Here is a 23,458-nt window from a genome sequence, read left to right on the forward strand (position 1 = left end):
ATTCGCAAAATTATAATTAATTTTTTTGTTTTGCTTTTTAAATAAGCGTACGTGATTAACTTATTGTTTTTTAACGATGTAAAAATATTTATTATTGGCATGCTTATCGCATTATATATATTTCATGGTTCATAAAGGATGAGGTGTAATATGAAAAATTTATTATTGATAGTGATTGGCTGTTTGATGATGTCTTTTTCTGTTTATGCGAAAGATGATAACTTACTAGTAAGTAAAATGGATGCATATATAGTTGAAGTAAATGATAAAGGAGAGGAGAAATTAGTAAAAGCAGAGAAAGCCGTACCAAAAGATAAAATTGAATATAAGTTAACTTACACAAATAATAGCGAAAAGCCTTTGAATGGCTTAATTATTACAGGACCTATTCCTGAAAATACTTTTTATATTGCCAATACAAGTAACACAAAAATTAAATCGAATTTTTTAGTTAGTATTGATGGAGGTAAAACATTTGAAGAAGAGCCAGTGAAACGCGAAATAATGAAAGATGGAAAAAAAGTTGAGATTATTATTCCACCTGAAAAATATACCGCAGTTCGTTGGATACCATTAACACCTATTAATGCTAAGGAAAAACAAGTTTTTGCTTATCGCATCGAAGTTAAATAAACGTTAAGTAAATGTACCGCCCTGCGTTTTTGCAAGGGTATTTATACACATCGTAATTAAATTAATGACCTTAAAAGGTAACCACTTTATGAATACGCATTTAAAACCTATAAGTGTATGGGTTGCGGCGGGACTCATAACGGTAGGTGCAGGTTTACTATCTAGCCAAGCCCTTGCAGCTACTGCCGCCGGAACTGATATTAAAAACTTAGCAACAGTAACTTATGAAGATGAATCTGGAAATAGTTACACCGCGACATCTAATGAAGCGGTTGTAACTGTAGCTCAGATTTATAGTGCAACGATTGAGCAGGATCTCAATACTACTGGCTCTCCTGGTCAAACTGTATATTTACCTCATGTATTAACTAATACAGGTAATGGTGCTGATACTTATACATTAACATTTGCGCAAAATCTTCCAGGAACTGATACGCGGGGAACGGATACGATTGATGCTACCACATTGAAGCTCTTCAATGATGGAAATAATAATGGTCAACCAGATGCGGGTGAAACCGAATTTACTTCTGGTGATACTGTTACCCTAAATGCTGGTGAGCAAATGAACTTAATGCTTGCAGCTGCAGTACCTACAACAGCCGTTCCTGGCGATACACTTGGTGTGACATTAGAAGCAGAAGCTCATGATGGTACACTTGCTCCTATTGATGGCTCTGTCACTGATATTGGTGATAACAATGATGTATTACCTGATACTAACGCATCATTAATTACAGTGACTAATGATGCCGTGGTTAATATTACCAAATCAGCGACGCACTTAGAGAATGTTGGTACGGAAACCGCTTTAGGTATTGATTTAGATGGTGATGGTGGTACAAACCGAGAGTTAAGTTTAATTCGTTACACAGTAACCGTTTCTAATACAGGTAATACAGACGCTAAAGATGTGGTTATCTTTGATGGTATTCCCGAAGGAACAGTATATGTCGCGAGTAGTACTGGTGGGCTATATGATGCATCAAGCAGTGGTTTGTTAACTGTTAATGGTGATACACCCATTGGTTTTGCAGCTAATTTAGTTGATGAATCTACACATGGAGTTGATTTAGACCAAGATGGCACTAATGATACCGCTGAAAATCAAATTGATGGTGGATTAGATCTTAACAGTAATGGCACTACTACAGATACTGCAGTACCTGGTGTATATGCTGTTGATGATCAATTAGCGTCAAATACAACTATCTCCATGACTTTTTATGTTGCATATTCTCCTGAGACAATGATGGGTGATACCGAAATAGGTAACGTTGCTTATTCATGTTCAGATCTTAATGGTGATGGTGACTACGATGATGCTGGTGAGTGTAATGATCCAGATCCTACAACTGCAGGTCCCGATCCATCAAACCCAACCACAACAACTACAACGACGACTACTGGTGTAGGTATTACCGATACTGGTACTGAAACAGGAACATCAGGTGGTGGTGACTCTGATGGTACTGATGATAATATTCAGACAGTAGATTCAGCTGCTGCTGGTAGTGAAGTATTCTTCTATAACAAGATCATTAATAACGGTAATACTACCGATAGCTTTGATCTTTCGACTGCAAATGTGAGCTTCCCTACTGGAACAACATTTGAATACTGGAATGCGGATGGTACAGCACAACTTGTTGATACTAACGGTAATGTAACACCTGATAGTGGTCCTGTTGATCCTTCAACATGTATCGATGCCGCTGTAACTATTGATGGTATTACTGTCAATTGTAATGAGACATTGTTCCGTGTCGTTGCCAATCTGCCATCAGATGCTGCTGATTCTCCAACACCATTTGAAGCAACAACAACGGCAACTTCTTTCAATGATGCAACTAAGACTGATAGTAAAACTGAGCGTTTAGATAATATTACAGGTCCTACTGTTGATATTGCAAACATCGCAATTACTACTATTGATCCTGCTGTAGATGTCGACCCTGTGCTTCTCGCCGGTGGTGTGCTTACGAGTGCAGATGTAGCAACGGTCTTTAATGATGAGCCTTTAGGTTCAACTGTTATTGCGCCTATCTATATTGCTAATGAAGGCGGTAGTTCAGATTCATTCCTATTAAGTGCTGAAGGTAGTTATAACGGTACAAGTTGGGAAACAGCATTACCAACGGGCTGGACTGTAGTATTCAAACATAATGGTATTGATACTGATGCAGATGGTACGGTAGATATTGCTGCAACAGGCAATGTTATTACATCGACACCAACCATTCCTGCTGGCGCTGTATTATGGGTAAATGCTGAAATTACTATTCCATCAGATCCAACTCAAGCTTTAGCTGATAGCGATCAAACGGCAGCGATTGATGCTAATAGTGATGGTGATATGGATTATATCATTTCACTTGTTGCTACATCAGACGCATCTAATGCATCTAACCGTAAGGTTGAAGCATTTGATGTCGCAACTGATGCAAGTATTGATATTACGCCTGCATCATTAAGCAACCAAATCGAACCAGGTGGTAGTGTTACTTATGACCACACGTTAGGTAACAATGGTAATACAACTGAAACTGTTGATTTAAGTTCAGGTAATAATATGACTGGATTTAATAATACAATTACTGTTGATACTGATGGTGATGGTACGCCTGATACTGAAGTTGGTAATTTGTGTGATGCTCCTGTAACGACACCAATTATTGTGCAACAAGCGGATGGTTCTACTGCAAGTGTAGAAGTAACGTGTGATGCAACAGATGGTTCAGATACAGTTCCAACACTAACGTTAGAGCCTGGTGAAACTATTCCAATGGAAGTCACTGTATTTGCACCAACAGATGCAACATCTGGTACAAATAACCTAACAACAATTACTGCTGTATCAACAATAGATCCAACAGTGACAGCTCAAGGTCAAGATAACTCTGAGGTTGTAAAAGGTCAGGTCCGTCTTTATAAGTATGCTGATTTAGATACTGATTGTGATGGTGTGGCTGATACAGATAAGACCTTCTTAAAAGAGCAAACAACAAATGTTGAACCTGGACAGTGTGTTGTTTGGAAACTGATTGCTGTTAATGAAGGTACATCTAATGCGCTAAATACTGTTATTACAGACCAATTAACTGAGTACTCTCAATTTCATGCGGGTGGTAGCTTAGTAAGTTGTCGTAACACGACAGATTCAGGCACTGTTGTAGCACTTGCTGATGCAACATATCCTTTAGAGACTGATGATTTAGGTCCTTTGTGTAACCCTGATGGTACTACTGGTACTGACGTTACTGGTGCGATAAGCGGTGACACTGTTACCTTTACTGTAGGAACACTTGTTCCTGGTGATAAAGCTGTTGGTAACTTTGTAGTGAAGATTGATTAATCGTAAATATAACCTAGCCCTCCCTACCTTGTAGGGGGGCTTATTGAGCTTATTTTAAATATATTTGAAAATAATTAAATCAAGTAAGTTCAATAAGCCTATATCCATATCTTTGAATTACTAGCCTTTGGAGAGTGCTTATGGCCCTCTTAGATGTAATAACTAAAATGAAGTACCTCATTGTTTTTATATTATTAAGTGTGAGTTCAACAGTTTTTGGGTTAACTAATGCTGGCACAAAAATAATGAATCAGGCCATCATGACTTATTTCGACTCAACGACGGGTGAGAATATTCGAGTGCTTTCGAATATATCCCATATTAAAGTTGAAAAAGTATATGATGTTTCATTATCGCCTAATACATCTGGCGATAATAAGACAGAAAAAAATGTGCCACCTGGTTCTATTGTTAGTATTCCTCACACAGTAACTAATACTGGTAATATTAAAGATAGCTATATTATTAATGTTAATAATCTAACTGATGATAATGGGGATCTTACATCACCAAATGCAGATAATATAAAAATATATTTTGACACTAATGGCAATGGTATTCATGATCCTGGCGAGCCAGAGCTTAATAAAAATAGTGATGGAGAATATATTTCTGGCCAGCTAAAGCCGGGTGAATCTATTAATATTGTTTATACTGTTGAGATTCCAACAACAGATAAAAACAATGACTTCTATGATATTGATACTGTTGTTACATCAATTAATGAACCTTCAGTTGAAAAAACTAGTTCGACTAAACTTACCGTTATTAATGGACCAATCGTTAATCTAACGATTGAAAATTCACCTATTTGTCAGCAACAAGTGACATCACTTTCTGAAATTGACTTTAGAGTCAATTATACCAGTGTTGGTCGCACCAAGCCTGAATCGGCAGCACTGCCGTATAATATTTTCGTTCAATCAGAAACAGCAGGTTCACAAGTGAAAGTTAGCCATACTGGGGTGTTAATTTCAGTAAAGCTTCCTGCTAATATTTCTTTGTTACAAGATAAAGTTGTTAATGGGCAGCCAGCTAAAGACCATTCACCAATAACACTTGTTTCTCCTGAATATAATTTTGATGGTGGTGTGGTATTAGTTGGGATTAATAATAGTTTTCTATTTGAACAAGATGATAATAATTTAGATTGGTACGAATATAGCTCTTGGGATGGGCAAGGTAATGTAGAAAAGATCGGTTTTTTAGTTAAACCTGATTATATGAAGCCAAATACATCAGGACATTTTACTTATTATGCACAAGTTAATGATGTGCGTGGAACCGTACCATTTAAAATATACAGTGAAGCAGAAGTTAATTTATCGTCAACAGCTGAAAATATCTCTAGAAGTGGTGAAGTATGTAATACGTTAGTGGGTAAAGAAGAAAATAATTTAATTGATTTCGAACTTATTGACGATAATGTATTAGACCCAAATAGTGACTTTACTATTTTATACAGTGAGCATGAGCACTTTACCCCAACAAACTTTTATTATCATTCAAGCTCAACTGGATTTGATTCAAAATTTGATGGTATTCATGCCCAAATTATCCTTCCTCAAGGTAATGAACATGCGTCAACGATTGATATTGTTGGCCCTGAATCTTCTAATTACCCCGTGAAATTACGTTCAACGGAAGGTGATTCTTTTTATTGGATTTTTGCGGAAACAGGGCCTAATACTGGTATTTTCAGAAGTGTTATTCCTGTTCATGCTGTATCACCAAAAGATAATTATATTCGCTCTGGGGGTAACCACTGTTTAGAAGATATCGCTATTCCATGGCGTACAGGTGAAATTACTCGTACAGAATTGTTATCGAATATTGATGGTACAATCAACTTTACTGGTTTTGGTCTTAATGGTTCAACTGCAGCAGACTGTGAAATTCAGTCAAATCCAAATGATGAATTAGTGATTGAAGTCTTTGATCCTAAAAATAATAATCGAATCATTTTGACTGATTTAGCGTACATAAGCCCTCAATTTGTAGTATTTGATGCAACCAATTTTAATGGTGTTGAAAATGCGATAGTGAAGTTTTATCAGACAGAAAATAATGTAGCGCCAACAGCGAAAATACGGGTACCAAATACTGATGGTCTCACTCCTGTTGCTGAAGTGATATCTGATGCTGATGGCCGAGTGTTATTTCCTAAATTAGCACCAATTGATGGTAATCAATATTATATTTCGGTTGAGCCACCACAAACGCATGTGTGGCCATCTGCTTATACAACGTTAGCAAATTTTAATATTCACAACGTTACCCCGATGTCATATGGCCCATATGGTAATGATGATATTGAAAATTCAGGTCTATTCCCAATTACGGTTAGAGAGCGTGTTGAAACGTTTGATATACCTTTGGATCCTAAAAACTTAGATCGTAGATTAACGATTCAAAAAGATGCAGATAAAGATAACGCTGAAATTGGTAGCTTTGTGAAATATTCAGTAACCATTAAAAATAATCTACCAGACAGCCAGTTATTTGATGCGCAAGTTTTTGATTCAATGCCGTATGGCTTTAAATATATGGAAGGTAGTACTCGATTAAATGACCAACCTTATAAAGATCCTGTTCGAATTGATACTTACACTTATCGTTTTGATATTGGAACATTAAGTGGAAGTACACAGCCGCCTGAAAATGGTAGCTATAAATTAACTTATGTTTTGCAACTAACAGCAGGTGCTATAGATTCAGATGGTATCAACTCTGTTTATGTTAATGCAGCAACCTTTGGTGGTACGACTGATTCCCGTATTACTTCTAATATTGATAAATACCAAGTTAAGGTAACGCAAACTGGTGTGATGTCAGATAGAGGCATTATTTTTGGTAAAGTTTTTGTTGATGCACAGTGCAACGACATCATGAAAAATCAGATGTGGCCCATTGGCGGCGTAAAAATATATTTAGAAACGGGTGATTATGTTATCACCGATGAAAATGGTCAGTATTCAATGTTTGGTGTTAAGGCGGGTAATCATGTCATGAAAGTTGACAAACAAACCCTGCCTTTAGGTATTGAATTGGAACCGACAGATACGCGTAATGCAGGAAAAGGAGATTCTCGATTTGTTGACATGCGTCGAGGTGAAATGCACAGAGCTGATTTTGTTGCACCATGTCCGGTAGAGAATCAAGAAGCGGTTTATCAAGAATTAAAAGAAAGAAACACTAATATAAATGGTGATTGGTTATTTAAAACATCAGAGAATTTTAAAGGATTACAATATGACGCTAAACCAAAAGCATTAAAAGCGGATGAGTTACAGTCAGGTGTAATTAGTGGGCCGTCAACTGCTGCTGATAATGTATCTCAAACTACAGCATCTACTTCCTCTTTAACTGTATTTAAAGGTTATGCATTAGAGTCACGTAAAGGTGATGAAGGTGACCTAGCTAAGATGATTTTGTTATATCCAAAAGCCGTACAAGATGAAGCTTATATTTATCCAAGCTCTGATAAATTATCATCTATTCGGTTTGGCTTTAGTGATTCACAAGAAAAGCTGAATGATTTGAGAACGGCATTATCGCTTTATAAAATTAAAACTGAAATTGTACCAACGGCATACAATAATATTCCTAAAGAAGCCAAGTTTAGAATTGATAATCTTCTACAAGATGCTATCCCATTACCTGAAGATGAAGCAAAAAATATTACTCGAGCGGAAGCAGAATTAGGGGCATGGTATTGGCCAACCAATGATTATAGCTATGATGGCCGTTTCATTGCAGTTATTCGAGGTGATGTTGAACCAACATTGTATGTTAATGGTAATGCAATCAATGTTGATCAATTAGGCGAACGTATTATTAATAAACGTGAGAATGCTCAAATTGTTGGTTGGTATGGTATTCCATTAGACGATGGTGATAACGTTGTTGAAATTAAAACGGTGGATCCATTTGGTAATGAGCGTCTTGTTTTAGGAAAAACGTTCTCTCATCCCAAATCTGCAAAACGCATAAGTGTTGTTGCTGATGGTGATGTATTACGTGCTGACGGTGGTCGTTCTGTTATTCCTGTTATTATTAAGTTGTACGATGAAAATAATAATTTGGCACGTGGTACTTACTTTGTAACGCTAGATACAGATCAAGGTGATACTTGGTTAGACCCTGATATTCAAGAGAATGAAACGGGTCATCAAGTTCGTGTTATTAATGGTGAAAAAACCGTTTATTTACGCAGTACTGAAAATACGGGCCAAATTAATATCCAAGCGTCAGTTGAAGACTTCTCTGACAAAATCAAACTTTATCAAATTGCCGCTAAACGTCCGTTATTTGTTTCAGGTATTGTAAATTATACCGGACGCTATGGCCGTTTTAGTGGAGAAAGACCGCCTGCTCAATTAGATGGTTATGAAAATAAAACCTATAGCCATGACGAAAGAGCCGCCGCCTTTATTAAAGGTAATATTAAAGGTGGTATGCATTTAACGTTAAGTTATGACAGTGACAAGTCTGATGAAGAATTTTATCGCGAAATATCACCAGATAGCTATTACCCAATTCCAGGTGATGCAAGTATTAAAGGTTATGATGCTCGTAGTACCAGTAAGCTCTATGTGAAACTTGAAAAAGAACGTCATTTCGCAATGTGGGGCGATTATAGCACCGCAGATGGAACTGATGAGTCTGATATTGGACGTACAAGTCAGATTCTAAATGGCTTCAATAGTATGTATAACGATGGGAAAATTACCGCACAACTATATGGTGCGCGTCCTGAAGATTTACATAAAGTGATTGAGTTTAATGGTAACGGTACTGCAATGTTTTATAGTATCGGAGACACACGCATTGTGCGTCATTCTGATACGGTAACTTTGGTTACGTATGATAGAGATAATACTGGTCTTGTTCTAAATCAGCAGCTATTAACCCGTTATATTGACTATACCATTGACTATTTCACTGGTGATATGCGGTTTAATCGTGTTATTCCTAGTTACGATCCTAATCTCAATCCTATCAAAGTGAGAGTCGCTTATGATGTGGATGGTGATGGTGATGCCTATACCGTTGCAGGTGCAAGACTCTCTTATTTATTCACCCCTTATTTACTTGCCGGTCTGAGCTACGAATATAATGATAATGATGTTGAAGGTTATGACATTGGTAGCCTTTGGGTTAACTATGATTTTGATAATAAAACGCAAATAACCGCTTCTGTTGCGAGTATGTCCCATAAGGGTGATGAAAGTGCCAGTACGTTAACTACTGATACTCAGGAAAAACTTAAAAATGGTATGGCATATAAACTTAGACTTAATCGTGATTGGCATGCGCAAGCAGCGACTGAGCTTGAATATGTTTATGCAGAAGAAGGGTTTACTAATACTACAGGTGGTGTAACGCCAGCTCGTCAAGAACTTCGTCTTCGCCATCGTCAGAAGTTAACTGGGTTAATGAACCTAAACATTGAAGCCAGTCACTCTGAATCTTTAGCTCATAAAGAAAAGCAACAGTCTATTGGAGCAACTGTAGATAGCAAGATTTTGGGCTCTCAATGGGTAACACGTTTAGGCTCTCGTTATATTAAAAATGAAACCGAAACAGATTCAGAAGAATATACCACCGCAATTGTGGGGCTGGGTCGTACATTTAGTTTGTGGGGACGTCCAGGTCGGTTAGACACTGAATATGAGCAGAGTTTTGGTCATGATAGTAAGCGTCGTTTTAATGTAAAAGCGGATTGGAAAGTACATAAGCAAGCCAGCATATATACCCAATATGAGTATATTGATTCTTTAGACGGCATTAGTAATTTAGGCAGTGGTTCAACAAGCTTATTTACGGCTGGTATCGATGTTGATTGGCTTCATGGTGGTAGTACGTTTAATGAGTTTAGACAACGTGGTGCATCAGATGGTCGTAGCCTTGAGCTAGCTAATGGTTATCGTGGTCGGTTTGAAGTAATTCCCGGTATCAGTGTTGATCCTGCGATTGAATATGTTGAAGTTATTGAAGGCGAAGGAACCTCTGGTGTCGCGGTGTCATTAGGTTTAGCTGATGTACGTAATCCTAATTATAAAACCACGGGCCGTATAGAATATCGTCACGGTGATACTGAAGATTATTATGGAATTTTGGGTGCTTGGGTCACGCGTTTAAGTCAAGATTGGAGTGGGCTTGTACGTGAAGAGTACCGTTATATCGATAAAGAAAATGCACAAAATACATGGAGTAATCATTTCAGTTTAGGTTTTGCTTATCGTCCTAGATTAACTAATCGTTACCATATGTTAGGTGCTTATGAGTGGAAAACAGAGCGTAATGACAGCACGCGTACAGCACATATTTTATCTACCCATCAGAATTATCAACTATCGCCAGATTGGACAATATCTGGACGTATCGGTCTGAAATGGGAAGATTTTACGGAATATGAGCAAGACTATGATTCTGTAGCAACAATTATTGATGGTCGTGTAATTTATTATATTAACCGTCGTTGGGATATCGACGTCCATGGTGGCATGTTAGGTACTGATTGGTTTGATAGCCGCCGTTATTCTTTCGGTGCTGGTTTAAATTATCTTGTTATGAAAAACCTACGTGCTGGTATTGGTTATAACGTAATAGGTTTTGATGATAATGACCTCGATCCACAAGGTTATAACTTACAAGGTTTTTACTTTGAAATGATGTTTAAGCTTGATGAAGACTTATTTGGTTGGTTAAGCGAATAGCGGTGAGGAATGTAATCATGAAATTATTAACAACTTCTTTATTATTTTTAAGTGTAGGGATTTCAGGCTGTGTTTCTAATGAAGCTATTTATGCCGACTATGGTGATCTTGCTTGTGGTAATACAACAACGGTTATCGATGGCCATTATTGGCCAACCGTCGTTAATTTTGACTTTGATAAAAAATCGTTAGATGCACAACAACAACACGCATTAGATCAAGCGGCACAATTATTGCAATCTAATCCAACATTAAATGTGGCTGTTATTGGTTCTGCTGATAACTCAGGGAAGGTGGAATATAACAACCAATTAGCAAAAGCACGTGCTGATGTTGTTGCTGATTATTTACAAAATAAAGGGCTTGCTGAACATCGTATTGTGACGCTAGGTTCAGGATCAAGGGAACCATTTATTGTTTCAAATAATAAAATAAGTAATCGAGTAAATCGCCGTACGCAGCTGATTCTTTTAGATGCTGATTTTAACCCGGTTAGTATGCAATACAACGAAGTGGCTAGTCATTCTAGTGCACAATAGGGAAGGGGGAGCTTCATATGAATGTCTTCAAGGGAATCGCCAAAATAGGTATAACCGTTGTTGCTAGTGCCAGCTTCGCTGTAATGGCTTTGACTGAATCTGGTACAGTGATTAAAAATCAAGCTGGTGCTACGTATCGTGATAGTGCCAATATTTTACGTAGTACAACATCTAATTTAGTTGAAACCCTTGTTCAGCCTGTTGCGGCACTGACATTGATTAATGATCAATCTAAGTTAGGCGCACCGGGTCGAACGGTGACATTCAATCATGTATTAACGAATACCGGTAATGACACCGATTCTTTTGTACTTGATATTGTGATACCTGCTTCTGTTATTAGTGCTGCAACTATTTATCCTGATGAAAATAACGATGGTGTTGCTGATCCTGGTTCATCACCAATAGCGTCAGGTTCTGTAATTGGTCCATTAGCGGCCGGTGAAAGTTTTGAATTTGTTATTGTGGCAGATATTGATGCTGCTGCGACAATTAATTCGTCGGATGCACTAACGGTAACAGCAACGAGCCAAGCGGTAAGTGTTGACGGTATTGCGATTGCAAATGGTGGCGTGGGAACACAAACCAATACCGATACCGTCACAGCAACTAATCTACCGATTGTTGAAATTTCAAAAGCATTAAGTGCTAATGTCGGTGCATCACCTAGTGGCCCACACACCGTAACATTTACGTATGCGAATGTTGGTCTTACAGATATGGATCCGTTACAGACTAATGGTGTAATTTTAAATGATGTTTTGCCTGAAGGGATGCGATTTAATGGTGCGGTATTTTGGAGTTTATCAGGAACAACAATAACTGCTTCAGGTACAACAATTGGTGGTAGTGAAACGACTGGCGATCAAGACTTAGCATTTACAACTTGTATAGCGCCTAATGCCTCTTGTCCTGATAATGATGAAATTCAATTTGTAATGGATGGTTTAGCGGCGGATGAATCAGCAACAATAACATTTGAAGTTAATATCGATTCAGGTCTTTCTGCTACCACATTATATAACCAAGGTATTTATGGTTTTGATGAAGATAATAACGGTACTGTCGATGCGGGTGAGCTAGATTCAACCAATACCAATAGAGTACCTTTCTTAATTACTTCTAATTATGCGGTTATTGCTAACAATGGTGGCTGTGATGTCGGTACCGACAATAACTGTGACGCGCTTGATGACACTAATCATGAGGTTGTTGAAGTAGCATCTGCTTCGCAAGGTGCACGGGTTAGTTTTACCAATTACATCTGGAATACGGGTAACGATGAGGATATTTTTAATGTCACTATTGAATCTTCTACATTTCCAAGTGGTACTAGCTTCTTCTTATATAAAAGTGATGGTGTAACACCACTAATAGATACTGATAATGACAGTAATCCTGATACCGGCGTTATTCCTGCTGCAGGCGAAACCTGTCCTTCATACTTAGTGACTGACAGTAATGGAGTGTGTGGATATAAAGTCATATTGATTGCAACCCTTCCTGCTTCAGCTATTGGTGGGCCCTATCAAACGGTTAAACGTGCAAGATCGTCAAACGATACTTCAAAAACAAATACTGTTATTGATCGTTTAGGTGAAATAGTCGCAAGCACAGTTGATTTAACCAATAATGTGAGAGCTGAAACAGGACTAACAGTTGAAGATAGCTGTGATGCTGTTGACGATAATTGTGGTTATGGCGCGGGTCCTGAAGCTGCGGCTGTTACAACAAATACTGCAGTACCTGGCGCAACAACACGGTTTACTTTATATGTTACCAATAAATCAGATGCAGCAGAAAGTTATGAGTTGCAATACAGCGGTTCAAATTTTGCTGTTAACACCATGCCTGCAGATTGGACTGTGGTGTTTAAAAATGCTGAGAATGAAGTCATTACCAATATTCCAGTATTAGGTCCTGATGATGCGGTGGTTGTTTATGCTGATGTGACTGTTCCTGCAGATGCGGAATCTGCTACTCAAGATGTTTATTTTAAAGTCTTTTCTCCAACAACTGGCGCAGAAGACATTAAACATGATGCAGTGACTGTTGATAATAATAATCAATGTCTGGCCTTTGGTCCGCCGAATTCAAATGGTGTGACGTTTGCTGGCGGAAGCATTGTGTATAAACATATTTTAAATAATAACACTAATGATGAATTCTTAAATATTGTGCTAACTGTTGCGAATTCAGAAACCGGTTTTTCTACTGTTATTTATGAAGATACTGATAGCGATAATATATTGACAGGGGCTGATAATGCGATCACCTCAGTGGCTTCTCTTGCTGGTGGTGCTCAGAAGGTCTTATTTATCAAGGTCTTTGTACCAGCGAATACTCCACAAGGAACGGATAACATTACAACTGTTGAAACCACTGTTAGCTGTGGCACTTTGCAAATTATCGATACAACAACAGTCGCAAATACAAATATGAAGGTCACGAAAGAACAAACACCTGATTTAGATTGTAATGGTGTATCAGATTCTGGTACTTATGTGACGACCAATTTTGCTGTTGCACCTGGTCAATGTATTATGTATCGGTTAACAACAGAGAATATCGCCATTGAAGAGGCACGTAACGTGACCTTAACCGATGCTACTCCCGCTTATACAACATTTAATGTTATTGGGTCTTTGCCGAGTATTTCAAAAGGTTCAATTAATACGATTGCAAATGGTTCTACAGGCGCAATTATAGGAACAATAGGAAGTGTGGCTCCTGGTGAATTAGAAGAACTCATATTTAGTGTTCGTATTGATAACTAGTTATCGTTTACTTGTGACGGCAATACTTGCTTGATGTTATATCAAGCAAGTTTTTTTATTTATAAAGCTATAATATATGAAAATATAAAAGCCCAATAAAAATATTGGGCTTTTATTATAAAACATCAAAATAATTTATTCTCCGTTTTTAAGGATATCCTTAGCATGAGGATTGCCATTCTTTGCTGATTCTATTAGCCAATACTTAGCTTCATCAATAGAGACATCGACACCATCACCATTAATATAAATACTGGCTAAATTATACATTGCTCTATTATTACCTTGAGCAGCTGAACGTTTATACCAATAAATAGCCTTATCAAAATCTTGTTTAATGAGGTCGCCTTGATCATATAACTTGGCTAATTCAAAACTGGCTGAAGGATATCCATTCTCATCAGCCGATTCTAACTGCTCTATTGCAATATTAATATCATTTTCAATAAGAGATAAATTTTCTAAACTTAATGTGGCTAGATCAAATAATGCTTTTGGATTGTTTTGCTTCGCAGCTATATTGAGATGTTCAAAGCTTTTCTTTGTATCTATTTCGATATCATACAGCCCTCGGCGATAGATGTCGCCTAATACCAGGTGGGAATAAGGATGATTTTTTTGTGCTGAAGTATGTAATAAATTAATTGCTTGTTGTGTGTTTTTATTCAGTTCTAGATATGAAATAGCCAATAAATAACTTGAGTATTCGTTGTTAGTATCATTGTTTTTGCTTAATACATCAATAACATCTTGATGTTTCTCTTGTATGAAATATAGATAGCCTAATGAATAAGATGATGGAGCATGTTGATTATTAACATTAATCCGTAGGTTTAATTCAGCATTAGCGTAGTCAGTTTTACCGCCTCTGCCATCGATTAGCATTAATGAATAATAATAACGGGCAAGGAGGTGATCTTTCTCTGCCGCTTTTTTATATAGTGCGCGTGCTTTCGGTTCTGATTTTGTGACTAATTCACCTTCTTCGTATAATGCGGCTAAATAAATCATTGCATCTGGATCATCTTCAGCCATAAATTCTATTTTTTTTATCTCATTATCTTTTTCGACTTTAGATGTCTCCGTATTTTCTATATTTATAATCGATTGAGATAATGGTGATAGTGTTTGTAGTGCTTTATTTTTTGAAATAGAGGTCGGTTTGTTTAATTCAGCGTCATTTAATAGGTTTGATTGGCTACTTTCTGTTGTACAACCACAGAGTATTATTAAAGTTGATACGATCGTTTTTTTCATTATTGCTTTCTCCTATCCCTGTACTATTGTTAATTTTAGAACATAACTTAAAGGGATGTATTATGCGTTCAATCTTTATTTTTATATTAACAATGTTATTAACATCATGTGCTTCTAGTAATTTAACTTCATCATGGGTAGATAGAAATTATTCAAATGTTCCAATAAAAAGTTCATTAGTTGTTGCGATGTCGGATAATTTACGTGTTAGACGAATATTTGAAGATGATATGGTTAAAGAATTACAAAGTAAGGGGGTTAATGCTGTATCAAGTTCTCAGATATACCCTAATAAATTACCATCAAAAGCGGATTTATCGAGTTATATTCAGAAAAATGGCACCCAAACAGTTTTTGTAGCGAAGTTAGTTAACATCGAAGATAAAAATATTCGCTATCCAGGTAATGGCTATGGTGGATATAGCAGCGGTTTATCATTCCATAATTACTATAATAGTTCGTATAGCTATATTTATGATGACAGTTATACGGTTTCTTATGAGTTTGTGAATGTTGAATTTACGTTGTTTGACACAAAAAGCCATAAGCCTATTTGGTCTACATCGTCAGAGTCAGTTGATCCCAATAACATGAACGACATTATTTCAGAATTAACACATATTTTAATTGAAAACTTACAAGACAATGGGGTTGTAAGATAACTGAATAAACATATTATCTTTTTTGTTTAAGCCTTACGGTAGCGTAGGGCTTTTTTTGTTCATAATAATAACGGAATTTAACTTTTGTATGATGAAATATTACGCGTTCAAATGAATGCGCTGTTGGTATAGTGGTATTTGTACTACGAATTGATATAAATCAAATAATGACGATGATAGTTACATTATCATGCAAAAGAATTTCGGAATGAGATGAGGTCTGGTGGCCTTCTCGGTCTTCAAAACCGATGTGAGCTGTATAAGCTTTGGTAGGTTCAATTCCTGCCTCTTCCGCCATTTTTCGCGCGTTTAAATGGTTCCTCTGACACTCATTACTTTTCCTGCATAAGGTTAGGGTACGAGTGCTGTTGTCTGCAATTCAGCCAAGGAACTTACCGTGACGACAATAATATCGCCAGATCTATCTTCTTCATCACTCGCTGCAACAATCAACTACCGTTTACCTCAAATTGAACAACTTCTTCAGCATTCAGATTTAGCTGATTATGTGCGCCTATTAAGTCGCCCTGTTGTGACTAATACGCTACGTCAACTTTTTGCATCTATTCGTCAGCACCCTGATTTTAAAACTCAAGGTGTTAATGATCTCGATATTATGACGTTAGTGCTTGATAGTTGTCGTCAGTTATATCGTCGTCGCCAACAACGAGTAATGAATGCAACTGGTATAGCGGTACACACCAATCTTGGACGCTCTCCCATTAACGAACAAATTTGGGACAGCGTTAAAACGGTTAATACAGGGTATAACAATCTTGAGTTGAAATTAGCTGATGGTAAGCGTGGTGATCGTAATGGTTTATTACCGACCCTGATTCAGAGTTGGATTGGCGCTGAAGATTGTGTAGTTGTAAACAATAATGCGGCATCAGTTTACCTAGTACTGCATGCTTTAGCTGCGGGCAAAGAAGTAATTGTGTCACGTGGTGAGCAAGTCCAAATTGGTGGCGGTTTTCGTATCCCAGATATTCTCGCATTGTCAGGGTGTAAGCTTGTTGAAGTGGGTACCACTAATATTACCACCAGTGATGATTATATTAATGCGATTACCGATAATACTGCAATGGTATTGATGGTGCATCAGTCTAACTTTTCAATGCAAGGATTTACTGAATCGCCAGATATTCAGGATGTGGCTGAACGCTTACCTGAGCATGTTTCACTAGTGGTTGATCAAGGCTCGGGTTTGTCATCTGAACAATATGCGCAAAGTGAAGTGTCGTTACCGCGCTATTTACAAATGGGCGTTGATTTAGTCTGTTTTTCAGGTGATAAAATTATTGGCGGACCGCAAGCGGGCATCATTGCTGGGTGTCCAATACTTTGTCAGCAATTGGCTAAAAACCCAATGATGCGTACTTTCCGTCCGGGGCGAATTGTTTTATCTATGCTTGAGCAATTATTAGTTCAGAAACTTAACCGCGATCCTGCTGCTTTTGGTGTCGCGCAACAGGCGTTAGATCGGGCAAAAGTAAGCCAAACGTTAGCTCAACAATGGGCGTTACGCTGGAAACCGTATGCTCAGGCTGTTCCTCTTGTGATGCAAGTCGGTGGCGGTGCCATTCCTAGTGAAACCTATCCTTGTTATGGTCTTAAACTTACCTTACCGGGTAAAGCACAACTGCATTTAGATGCGCTACGTGAGTTACCTATTCCGATTATTGGTTATGTTAATAGTAATCAACTGTTATTAAATGTCGCGACCTTATTAGATAGCGATCACGCCGTCTTTATTACTCAACTTGACGATTATATTCAATCTTATACAAATACTGAGGCTAAATAATGGCGGTAATATCGACACAATATCAAGCAGTAGTTGGTCTTGCTGGGCATGTTGACCATGGTAAAACGGCATTAATTGAAGCATTAACAGGCATGATCACTGCGCGTCCTCATGAACAGCAATTAGGCATGACCCAAGATTTAGGCTTTGCGCATTTTCAAGATGATAATGGCAATACTATTGGGGTGGTTGATGTACCAGGACATGAACGTTATTTGCGTAATATGGTCGCGGGTGTGTGGCATTTAAATGTGTTGCTATTAGTAGTAGCGGCCGATGAAGGTTGGATGCCAATGACGACTTCACACCTCGATGTTGCACATGCGATGGGGATTGAAGATATTGTTGTTTGTATTAATAAACGCGATAAAGTCAATGCTGAACAATTGGCTGAAATAGAAGATCAAGTGTTAGAACAGGTCATGGAACGTAGCGGATTGTTACCTGAAATTGTCACTGTTTCTGCATTGAAAAAAGATAACATTGAAGCATTACGTCAGCTGTTAATTGATACCGTACAAGTTAATATTGCACGCCATAAAATCATTGCTCCAGTAAACAGCGATGATAATACTGTGCTTGAAACCGTAACAGATCCTCTTATGTATATTGATCGGGTGTTTGTTGTTAACGGAATTGGTACGGTGCTAACGGGTACACTCGCGCAAGGACAATTAGCGATTGGTGATAAAGTACGGTGTCATCCATCAAACCTTGTTGGGACAGTGCGATCAATTCAGGCTTATCACCAGCAGTTAACTTCAGTTTCAGCAACATGCCGTGTCGCGGTGAATGTGAAAGGTGTTGGCCGTAAGGATATCGGCAGAGGACAGTTGATTACTGGTATTAATCAACAAATTACTCTACGTGATCAGTGTATTGTGCGATTAACTAAAACAGCGACAAAGTTAAAAGTTAAAAAACAACGCCAAGTGGAAGTGGCAATGGGAACATGGCACGGAACAGCACGTTTGAGCTATATCCCCAATACTGAGCTAGCGCGATTAGTGTTTGAAAAACCATTGCCATTATTATTTGGTCAACGATTAGCGATGATCCAAAAAGGTGGCAGTGGTTTACAACATGGTGCAGAAGTGGTGTGGACTGATTATATTTTTGGCTATCAAAAACGCCGTCTATATGATGTGTTAAATAATTTACCGCATCAATTACAACCAGAGTCACAACGACAGATGTTGTTAGTGTTACAAGGTTATTTTGAATGTCATGACGTTGATTTTAAACCGACGGAACAACAAACATTCATTGCACCATTTTGTTTTGACAACCAATGGCTAACAGATATATCGCAACAAGTTGAAACATTACTGGGTGGCGGTATCTCTATGGCTTCGACAGAATTATGCAGTCGATTACGAATCAATGATGCTGTGATTGAACTGGTTATGCAGCGTTTAAAGCAACAACAGAACGTGCATTTAAGTTACGGAAAATGGTGTATTGGACAAGGTGATAATGAAGATGATCTACCTCAAGATGCGCTTGATATACTGCATCAAATTCGTCAGTTTGGCAAAGCAGGGCTTGAGTTAAATAAAGTCAAAATTGTCGGCGGTAAAAAATGGTTACGTCAATTAAGCCACCAAAAATACATTACCGCGCTTGATGAAAATATCTATTTTGATATGGGGGTATATTTAGATCTTGTTAAAGCGGTAATTGCAGATCATCAACCTCATGATCGTATTACCATGACGGATATTAAAGATCGCACCGAGCTAAGCCGTAAATATTCTATTCCGTTAGCGAACCGAATGGAAAAAGATGGTTGGGTTAAACGTGATAATGATGAGCGCATTATTTTAAAAGCATGGGATTAACTGATATAGATAAACGTCGGCTGATAATTAACACTGTTAATACGATGACATGTAATATTTAAAGCATCAGAAAGGCCCTTTACTTATGTGAAATATAGGTAGAGGGCTTTTTTGTAAGATGATTTTTTTGATCCAGATACTGTTCTAAAACATATAACTTCGACACAGAACTGTCGAAGTGTGTCGACATGCCTATGTCGAAGCCATTGCTGGCGGCACCATAATCAATATATTGTCATCTTAGAAAGTGTTTTTTTACTATCATGTGTTTTTAAGCTTTTGATATTATAGTTATTATATAAAGTATACTTGTGTGGCATATTTCTTGCTTTATTAGGTTTTTTTGCGATTGACTAGGTAGACAATGAAAAGCTTTGTAATTGCAGATCCTGAGAAGTGTATTGGTTGTGGCACCTGCATGGCAGCTTGTTCGACAGTACATAAACAACAAGGACTGCAAAGCCATCCCCGCCTAACCGTGGTTAAACTAGATGATGCCACCGCGCCTGTGGTGTGTCGTCATTGTGAAGATGCACCTTGTGCCACAGTATGTCCAGTACAAGCGATCACTAAGCAAAATGATCGTGTCATGTTAAATGAAACCTTGTGTGTTGGTTGTACTTTATGTGCTGTTGCTTGTCCTTTTGGTGCAATTGCATTTGATGGTAGTCGACCTATTGCGATGGCAAATAGCTACGATACTTATATCCCTTCAACTATCCGTTCAAGTAATCCTTCAACTTCTATTCCAAGTACATTTGGTCAAGATATTCTTGCTTGGGAGCCAGGAGTAAAGAGCATTGCGGTTAAATGTGATTTGTGTGGTTTTCGAGAACAAGGACCAGCCTGTGCTGAAGTGTGTCCAACACAAGCGATCGTGCTAATTGACGAGGCAAATATTGCTAAAGCACGCGATATTAAACGTGAATGTGCGGCGGATAGTTCAGCATCAGTCAAAGGTGGAGCAGTAACACGATGAGTCCATTAGTTTTAGTTTGTTTTGCTTTAATAAGTTATGCCGTGGCTGCGATGCTATCGTATCAAGGGCGTAAGCATGAGCAAGAAAGTTTACGCCTTGCTGGAGTAATCAGTGCATTTGGTGGATTGTTTGGCATCATTGCAGGGGTAAGCACGATAGTTTCGGGTTTCGATACTGCGGATGCGACGGCGGCGATCAGTCATTGGTTTAGTATGGATATGCTATCAGCACTAATGGTGGTGGTCATTTCAGTTGTAACCATGGCAGCTTCAGTTTATTCAATTAACTATCTAGAAGAATACTACGGCAAAGGTGGTTGGAAGGTTAATGTCCTGTTCAATATTTTTGCGGCAGCGATGACAGCGCTTGTGGTGTCAGCCAATGTAATGGTCTTTATTGTATTTATGGAGATCATTTCACTGGCTTCTTGGTTAATTGTTATCAGTGATGGCAGTGCGACAAGTAAAAAAGCCGGCTTGCAATATTTTATTGCGGATCATGCCGCTAGCTTTTTCGTTGTAGTGGCATTTATGATCGTTGCCTCTCATGCCGATAGTTATCAGTTTAGTGCCATCATGCATAACCCTGTTACTGGAGCAATGGCATCTCTAGTGTTCTTATTAGCCTTAGTTGGTTTTGGTATTAAAGCGGCTGGTATTGGCTTACATGGCTGGTTACCTAAAGCGTATCCGATTGCACCGTCATACTGCTCAACCTTGATTTCTTGTGTGATGGTTAAGATTGGTATTTACGGTATTTTGAAGTTTGCGATTTTATTCCTTGGCGCAACCCAATTATGGTGGGGCTTCTTGGTGTTAATCTTTGGTGCAGTGTCTTCTGTGCTTGGCGTAATGTACGCACTAGCAGAACACGATATCAAACGATTGTTGGCATACCATACTATTGAAAATATCGGCATCATTTTAATTGGTGTGGGTGTGAGTATGATTGGTATTGCTTCACACCATCCAGTATTAGCATTGCTTGGTCTTCTTGGTGGTTTGTACCACTTATTAAACCATGCGGTGTTTAAAGGTCTGTTATGTCTAGGCTCTGGTTCAATTGTATTTCGTATGCATACCAAAGAAATGGATGATATGGGTGGTTTGGCGAAAACAATGCCTAAAACTGCTGCAGCGTTTTTGATTGGTACTTTGGCTATTTGTGCATTGCCACCATTAAATGGTTTTGTTTCAGAATGGTTTATTTACCAATCGCTATTTAGCATGGGTAAAGTTGGCACAGTCGCAAATTTAGTCTTTGGTCCATTTGGTATGGTAATGCTTGCATTTACGGGTGCATTAGCCTGTATGTGTTTCGTGAAGGTATACGGTATTTGTTTTACTGGCGCACCAAAAACAGAACGTGCAGCTAATACTCGTGAAGTGGGCCCTGCAATGATCACCGCAACCACATCACTGGCAATATTGTGTGTGGTATTAGGCGTGTGTGCACCATGGATAGCACCTTACTTCTCATCAATTGCTTCTTCTATGTTAAATATGGCGCCATTAGCGGTTGCTCATGGTTTAACTGTTTACCCTGCGGTTACTGATCAAGCGATCCTTTCAACGCCTGTGATTGCTATTGCTCTAGCGCTATTAACCTTAGTACCAGCCGCGTTACTTTACGCTTTCCGTCAACGTCGACTTGCACGTCGTCATCAAGGTGATCCTTGGGCTTGTGGTTATCAATACGAGCAACGTATGACCGTTTCTGCTGCAAGTATCACTCGTCCAATGCGTAATATGTTTGGATTTATTTATAACAATCGCCAAGCATCATTAACTGAGCGTTTTGTTCTGCCTCATTTAACTGAAGGTGGTGAAAATCCAACACTTAATAGTCGTAAAGTGTGTCGCTTCTGCATTATTGCAGTGGTGATTGTGGTGTTGTTTGTTCCTCTCATTTCAGGAGTTAGTCTCTAATGTCCCCACTTGAAATGCCAACAGCGGGTTGGATTGTCTTAGCGATTGTCCAAGCCATCTTAATGTTGATGTTAGCGCCACTTGCAACGGGTTTCTCTCGCGTTATTCGCGCAAAAATTCACTCGCGTCAAGGGCCTGGTGTATTACAAGATTATCGTGATATTGCCAAATTACTACGTCGCCAATCAGTAGCGCCAGCAAACTCTGGTTTTATTTTTTGGATAATGCCATGGGTACTTGTAGTGACAATGCTATTAATTGGCATGGCACTACCTACTGTTACTCAAGTGTCACCGTTTCCAATTTCGGGTGACATTATTACCGATATTTACTTGTTAGCGATTTTCCGTTTCTTCTTCGCATTATCAGGTATCGATTCAAACAGCATGTTTGCAGGTATCGGTAGTAGCCGTGAATTGACGTTGGGTATCTTAGTTGAGCCAATTCTAATTCTTGCGATTGTCGTAGTTGCGTTAAGTGTTGGTACCACTGACTTAGGTTATATCAGCCACGCGTTAGCGAATAACCATTGGCAGCACCCATTAACCGTTATTCTTGCAGGTCTTGTGTGTGCGTTTGCATTGTTTATCGAAATGGGCAAAGTGCCATTTGATAGTGCAGAAGCAGAGCAAGAGCTTCAAGAAGGTCCAGTAACAGAATATTCAGGTTCTGCATTGGCGATGGTGAAACTGGGTTTAGGTTTAAAACAACTTGTTGTTGCACAGTTATTCCTTGCGATTTTCATTCCTTGGGGTAAAGCAAGCAGCTTAAGTTTTGGTGGCTTGTTTTCAGCATCCATCATTTTGTTGATTAAATTGTTTGTGGTGTTCTTGATTGCTGGTTTAGTTGAAAACACCATGGCTCGTGTACGTTTTACTCAGATTCACCGTACGATTTTTCCTGCGTTTTTAGTGGCTGTATTGGCACTGATATTTTTAATTTTTGGTTGGTAAGTAAT

Annotated in this window: 12 protein-coding genes and 1 tRNA gene; 12 read left to right on the forward strand and 1 reads right to left on the reverse strand. The window is 38.3% G+C overall.

Going from position 1 to position 23,458, the window contains the following annotated elements; translation table 11 throughout:
* Nucleotides 1-150: 150 nt before the first annotated feature.
* From VXS03_RS05370 to VXS03_RS05390, 5 genes are all read left to right on the forward strand, one after another.
* Nucleotides 151-633, forward strand: coding sequence for a hypothetical protein (locus VXS03_RS05370; RefSeq protein WP_327762408.1), 483 nt, complete (start codon nt 151-153; stop codon nt 631-633).
* A gap of 88 nt (nt 634-721) precedes the next feature.
* The gene (locus VXS03_RS05375) at nt 722-3,988 is read left to right on the forward strand and encodes a hypothetical protein (protein ID WP_327762409.1); all 3,267 of its coding nucleotides are present in this window, start codon (nt 722-724) and stop codon (nt 3,986-3,988) included.
* A 140-nt stretch (nt 3,989-4,128) separates the two neighbouring features.
* Entirely contained in the window at nt 4,129-10,710 is a 6,582-nt protein-coding gene (locus VXS03_RS05380; protein WP_327762410.1) for a hypothetical protein, read from the forward strand.
* Between the two features lie 17 nt (nt 10,711-10,727).
* Nucleotides 10,728-11,249, forward strand: coding sequence for an OmpA family protein (locus VXS03_RS05385; RefSeq protein ID WP_327762412.1), 522 nt, complete (start codon nt 10,728-10,730; stop codon nt 11,247-11,249).
* 17 nt (nt 11,250-11,266) lie between these two features.
* Complete coding sequence (locus VXS03_RS05390; RefSeq protein ID WP_327762413.1) at nt 11,267-14,026, forward strand: hypothetical protein; 2,760 nt, start codon at nt 11,267-11,269, stop codon at nt 14,024-14,026.
* A 135-nt stretch (nt 14,027-14,161) separates the two neighbouring features.
* Here VXS03_RS05390 and VXS03_RS05395 read toward each other — a convergent pair whose 3' ends face one another.
* Nucleotides 14,162-15,283 carry an SEL1-like repeat protein gene (locus tag VXS03_RS05395; protein ID WP_327762415.1) on the reverse strand — a complete coding sequence of 374 codons (1,122 nt, stop codon included), beginning with the start codon at nt 15,281-15,283 and terminating at the stop codon, nt 14,162-14,164.
* Nucleotides 15,284-15,345: 62 nt separating this feature from the next.
* Here VXS03_RS05395 and VXS03_RS05400 point away from each other — a divergent pair, with 62 nt between their 5' ends.
* The 7 genes from VXS03_RS05400 to VXS03_RS05430 all read left to right on the forward strand — a co-directional run bounded on the left by VXS03_RS05400 (nt 15,346) and on the right by VXS03_RS05430 (nt 23,453).
* A complete protein-coding gene (locus VXS03_RS05400; protein ID WP_080156317.1) occupies nt 15,346-15,945 on the forward strand; it encodes a hypothetical protein in 600 nt (199 codons plus the stop codon).
* A 205-nt stretch (nt 15,946-16,150) separates the two neighbouring features.
* Nucleotides 16,151-16,242: transfer RNA gene (locus VXS03_RS05405), tRNA-Sec, on the forward strand.
* 100 nt (nt 16,243-16,342) lie between these two features.
* Entirely contained in the window at nt 16,343-17,752 is a 1,410-nt protein-coding gene (gene selA / locus VXS03_RS05410; protein ID WP_327762417.1) for an L-seryl-tRNA(Sec) selenium transferase, read from the forward strand.
* A complete protein-coding gene (selB, locus tag VXS03_RS05415; protein ID WP_327762419.1) occupies nt 17,752-19,593 on the forward strand; it encodes a selenocysteine-specific translation elongation factor in 1,842 nt (613 codons plus the stop codon). The genes selA and selB overlap by 1 nt, the downstream gene beginning before the upstream one ends.
* Before the next feature lie 364 nt (nt 19,594-19,957).
* Nucleotides 19,958-20,572, forward strand: a complete 615-nt coding sequence (locus tag VXS03_RS05420) for a 4Fe-4S dicluster domain-containing protein (RefSeq protein WP_327762421.1) — start codon at nt 19,958-19,960, stop codon at nt 20,570-20,572.
* Nucleotides 20,569-22,500 (forward strand): proton-conducting transporter transmembrane domain-containing protein, encoded by a 1,932-nt coding sequence (locus tag VXS03_RS05425; protein ID WP_327762422.1) that lies wholly within the window; start codon nt 20,569-20,571, stop codon nt 22,498-22,500. Before VXS03_RS05420 ends, VXS03_RS05425 begins: the two co-directional genes overlap by 4 nt.
* Entirely contained in the window at nt 22,500-23,453 is a 954-nt protein-coding gene (locus VXS03_RS05430) for a respiratory chain complex I subunit 1 family protein (RefSeq protein WP_107276090.1), read from the forward strand. Before VXS03_RS05425 ends, VXS03_RS05430 begins: the two co-directional genes overlap by 1 nt.
* The last annotated feature ends 5 nt before the right edge of the window (nt 23,454-23,458 follow it).

The organism is Photobacterium sp. S4TG1 (assembly GCF_036040035.1).
GTDB lineage: Bacteria > Pseudomonadota > Gammaproteobacteria > Enterobacterales > Vibrionaceae > Photobacterium.

Excerpts from the sequence above, each read along its gene's own strand:
- VXS03_RS05370 (WP_327762408.1), top strand. The coding sequence starts at position 151 with ATGAAAAATTTATTATTGATAGTGATTGGCTGTTTGATGATGTCTTTT.
- VXS03_RS05375 (WP_327762409.1), top strand. The coding sequence starts at position 722 with ATGAATACGCATTTAAAACCTATAAGTGTATGGGTTGCGGCGGGACTC.
- VXS03_RS05380 (WP_327762410.1), top strand. The coding sequence starts at position 4,129 with ATGGCCCTCTTAGATGTAATAACTAAAATGAAGTACCTCATTGTTTTT.
- VXS03_RS05385 (WP_327762412.1), top strand. The coding sequence starts at position 10,728 with ATGAAATTATTAACAACTTCTTTATTATTTTTAAGTGTAGGGATTTCA.
- VXS03_RS05390 (WP_327762413.1), top strand. The coding sequence starts at position 11,267 with ATGAATGTCTTCAAGGGAATCGCCAAAATAGGTATAACCGTTGTTGCT.
- VXS03_RS05395 (WP_327762415.1), bottom strand. The coding sequence starts at position 15,283 with ATGAAAAAAACGATCGTATCAACTTTAATAATACTCTGTGGTTGTACA.
- VXS03_RS05400 (WP_080156317.1), top strand. The coding sequence starts at position 15,346 with ATGCGTTCAATCTTTATTTTTATATTAACAATGTTATTAACATCATGT.
- selB (WP_327762419.1), top strand. The coding sequence starts at position 17,752 with ATGGCGGTAATATCGACACAATATCAAGCAGTAGTTGGTCTTGCTGGG.
- VXS03_RS05420 (WP_327762421.1), top strand. The coding sequence starts at position 19,958 with ATGAAAAGCTTTGTAATTGCAGATCCTGAGAAGTGTATTGGTTGTGGC.
- VXS03_RS05425 (WP_327762422.1), top strand. The coding sequence starts at position 20,569 with ATGAGTCCATTAGTTTTAGTTTGTTTTGCTTTAATAAGTTATGCCGTG.
- VXS03_RS05430 (WP_107276090.1), top strand. The coding sequence starts at position 22,500 with ATGTCCCCACTTGAAATGCCAACAGCGGGTTGGATTGTCTTAGCGATT.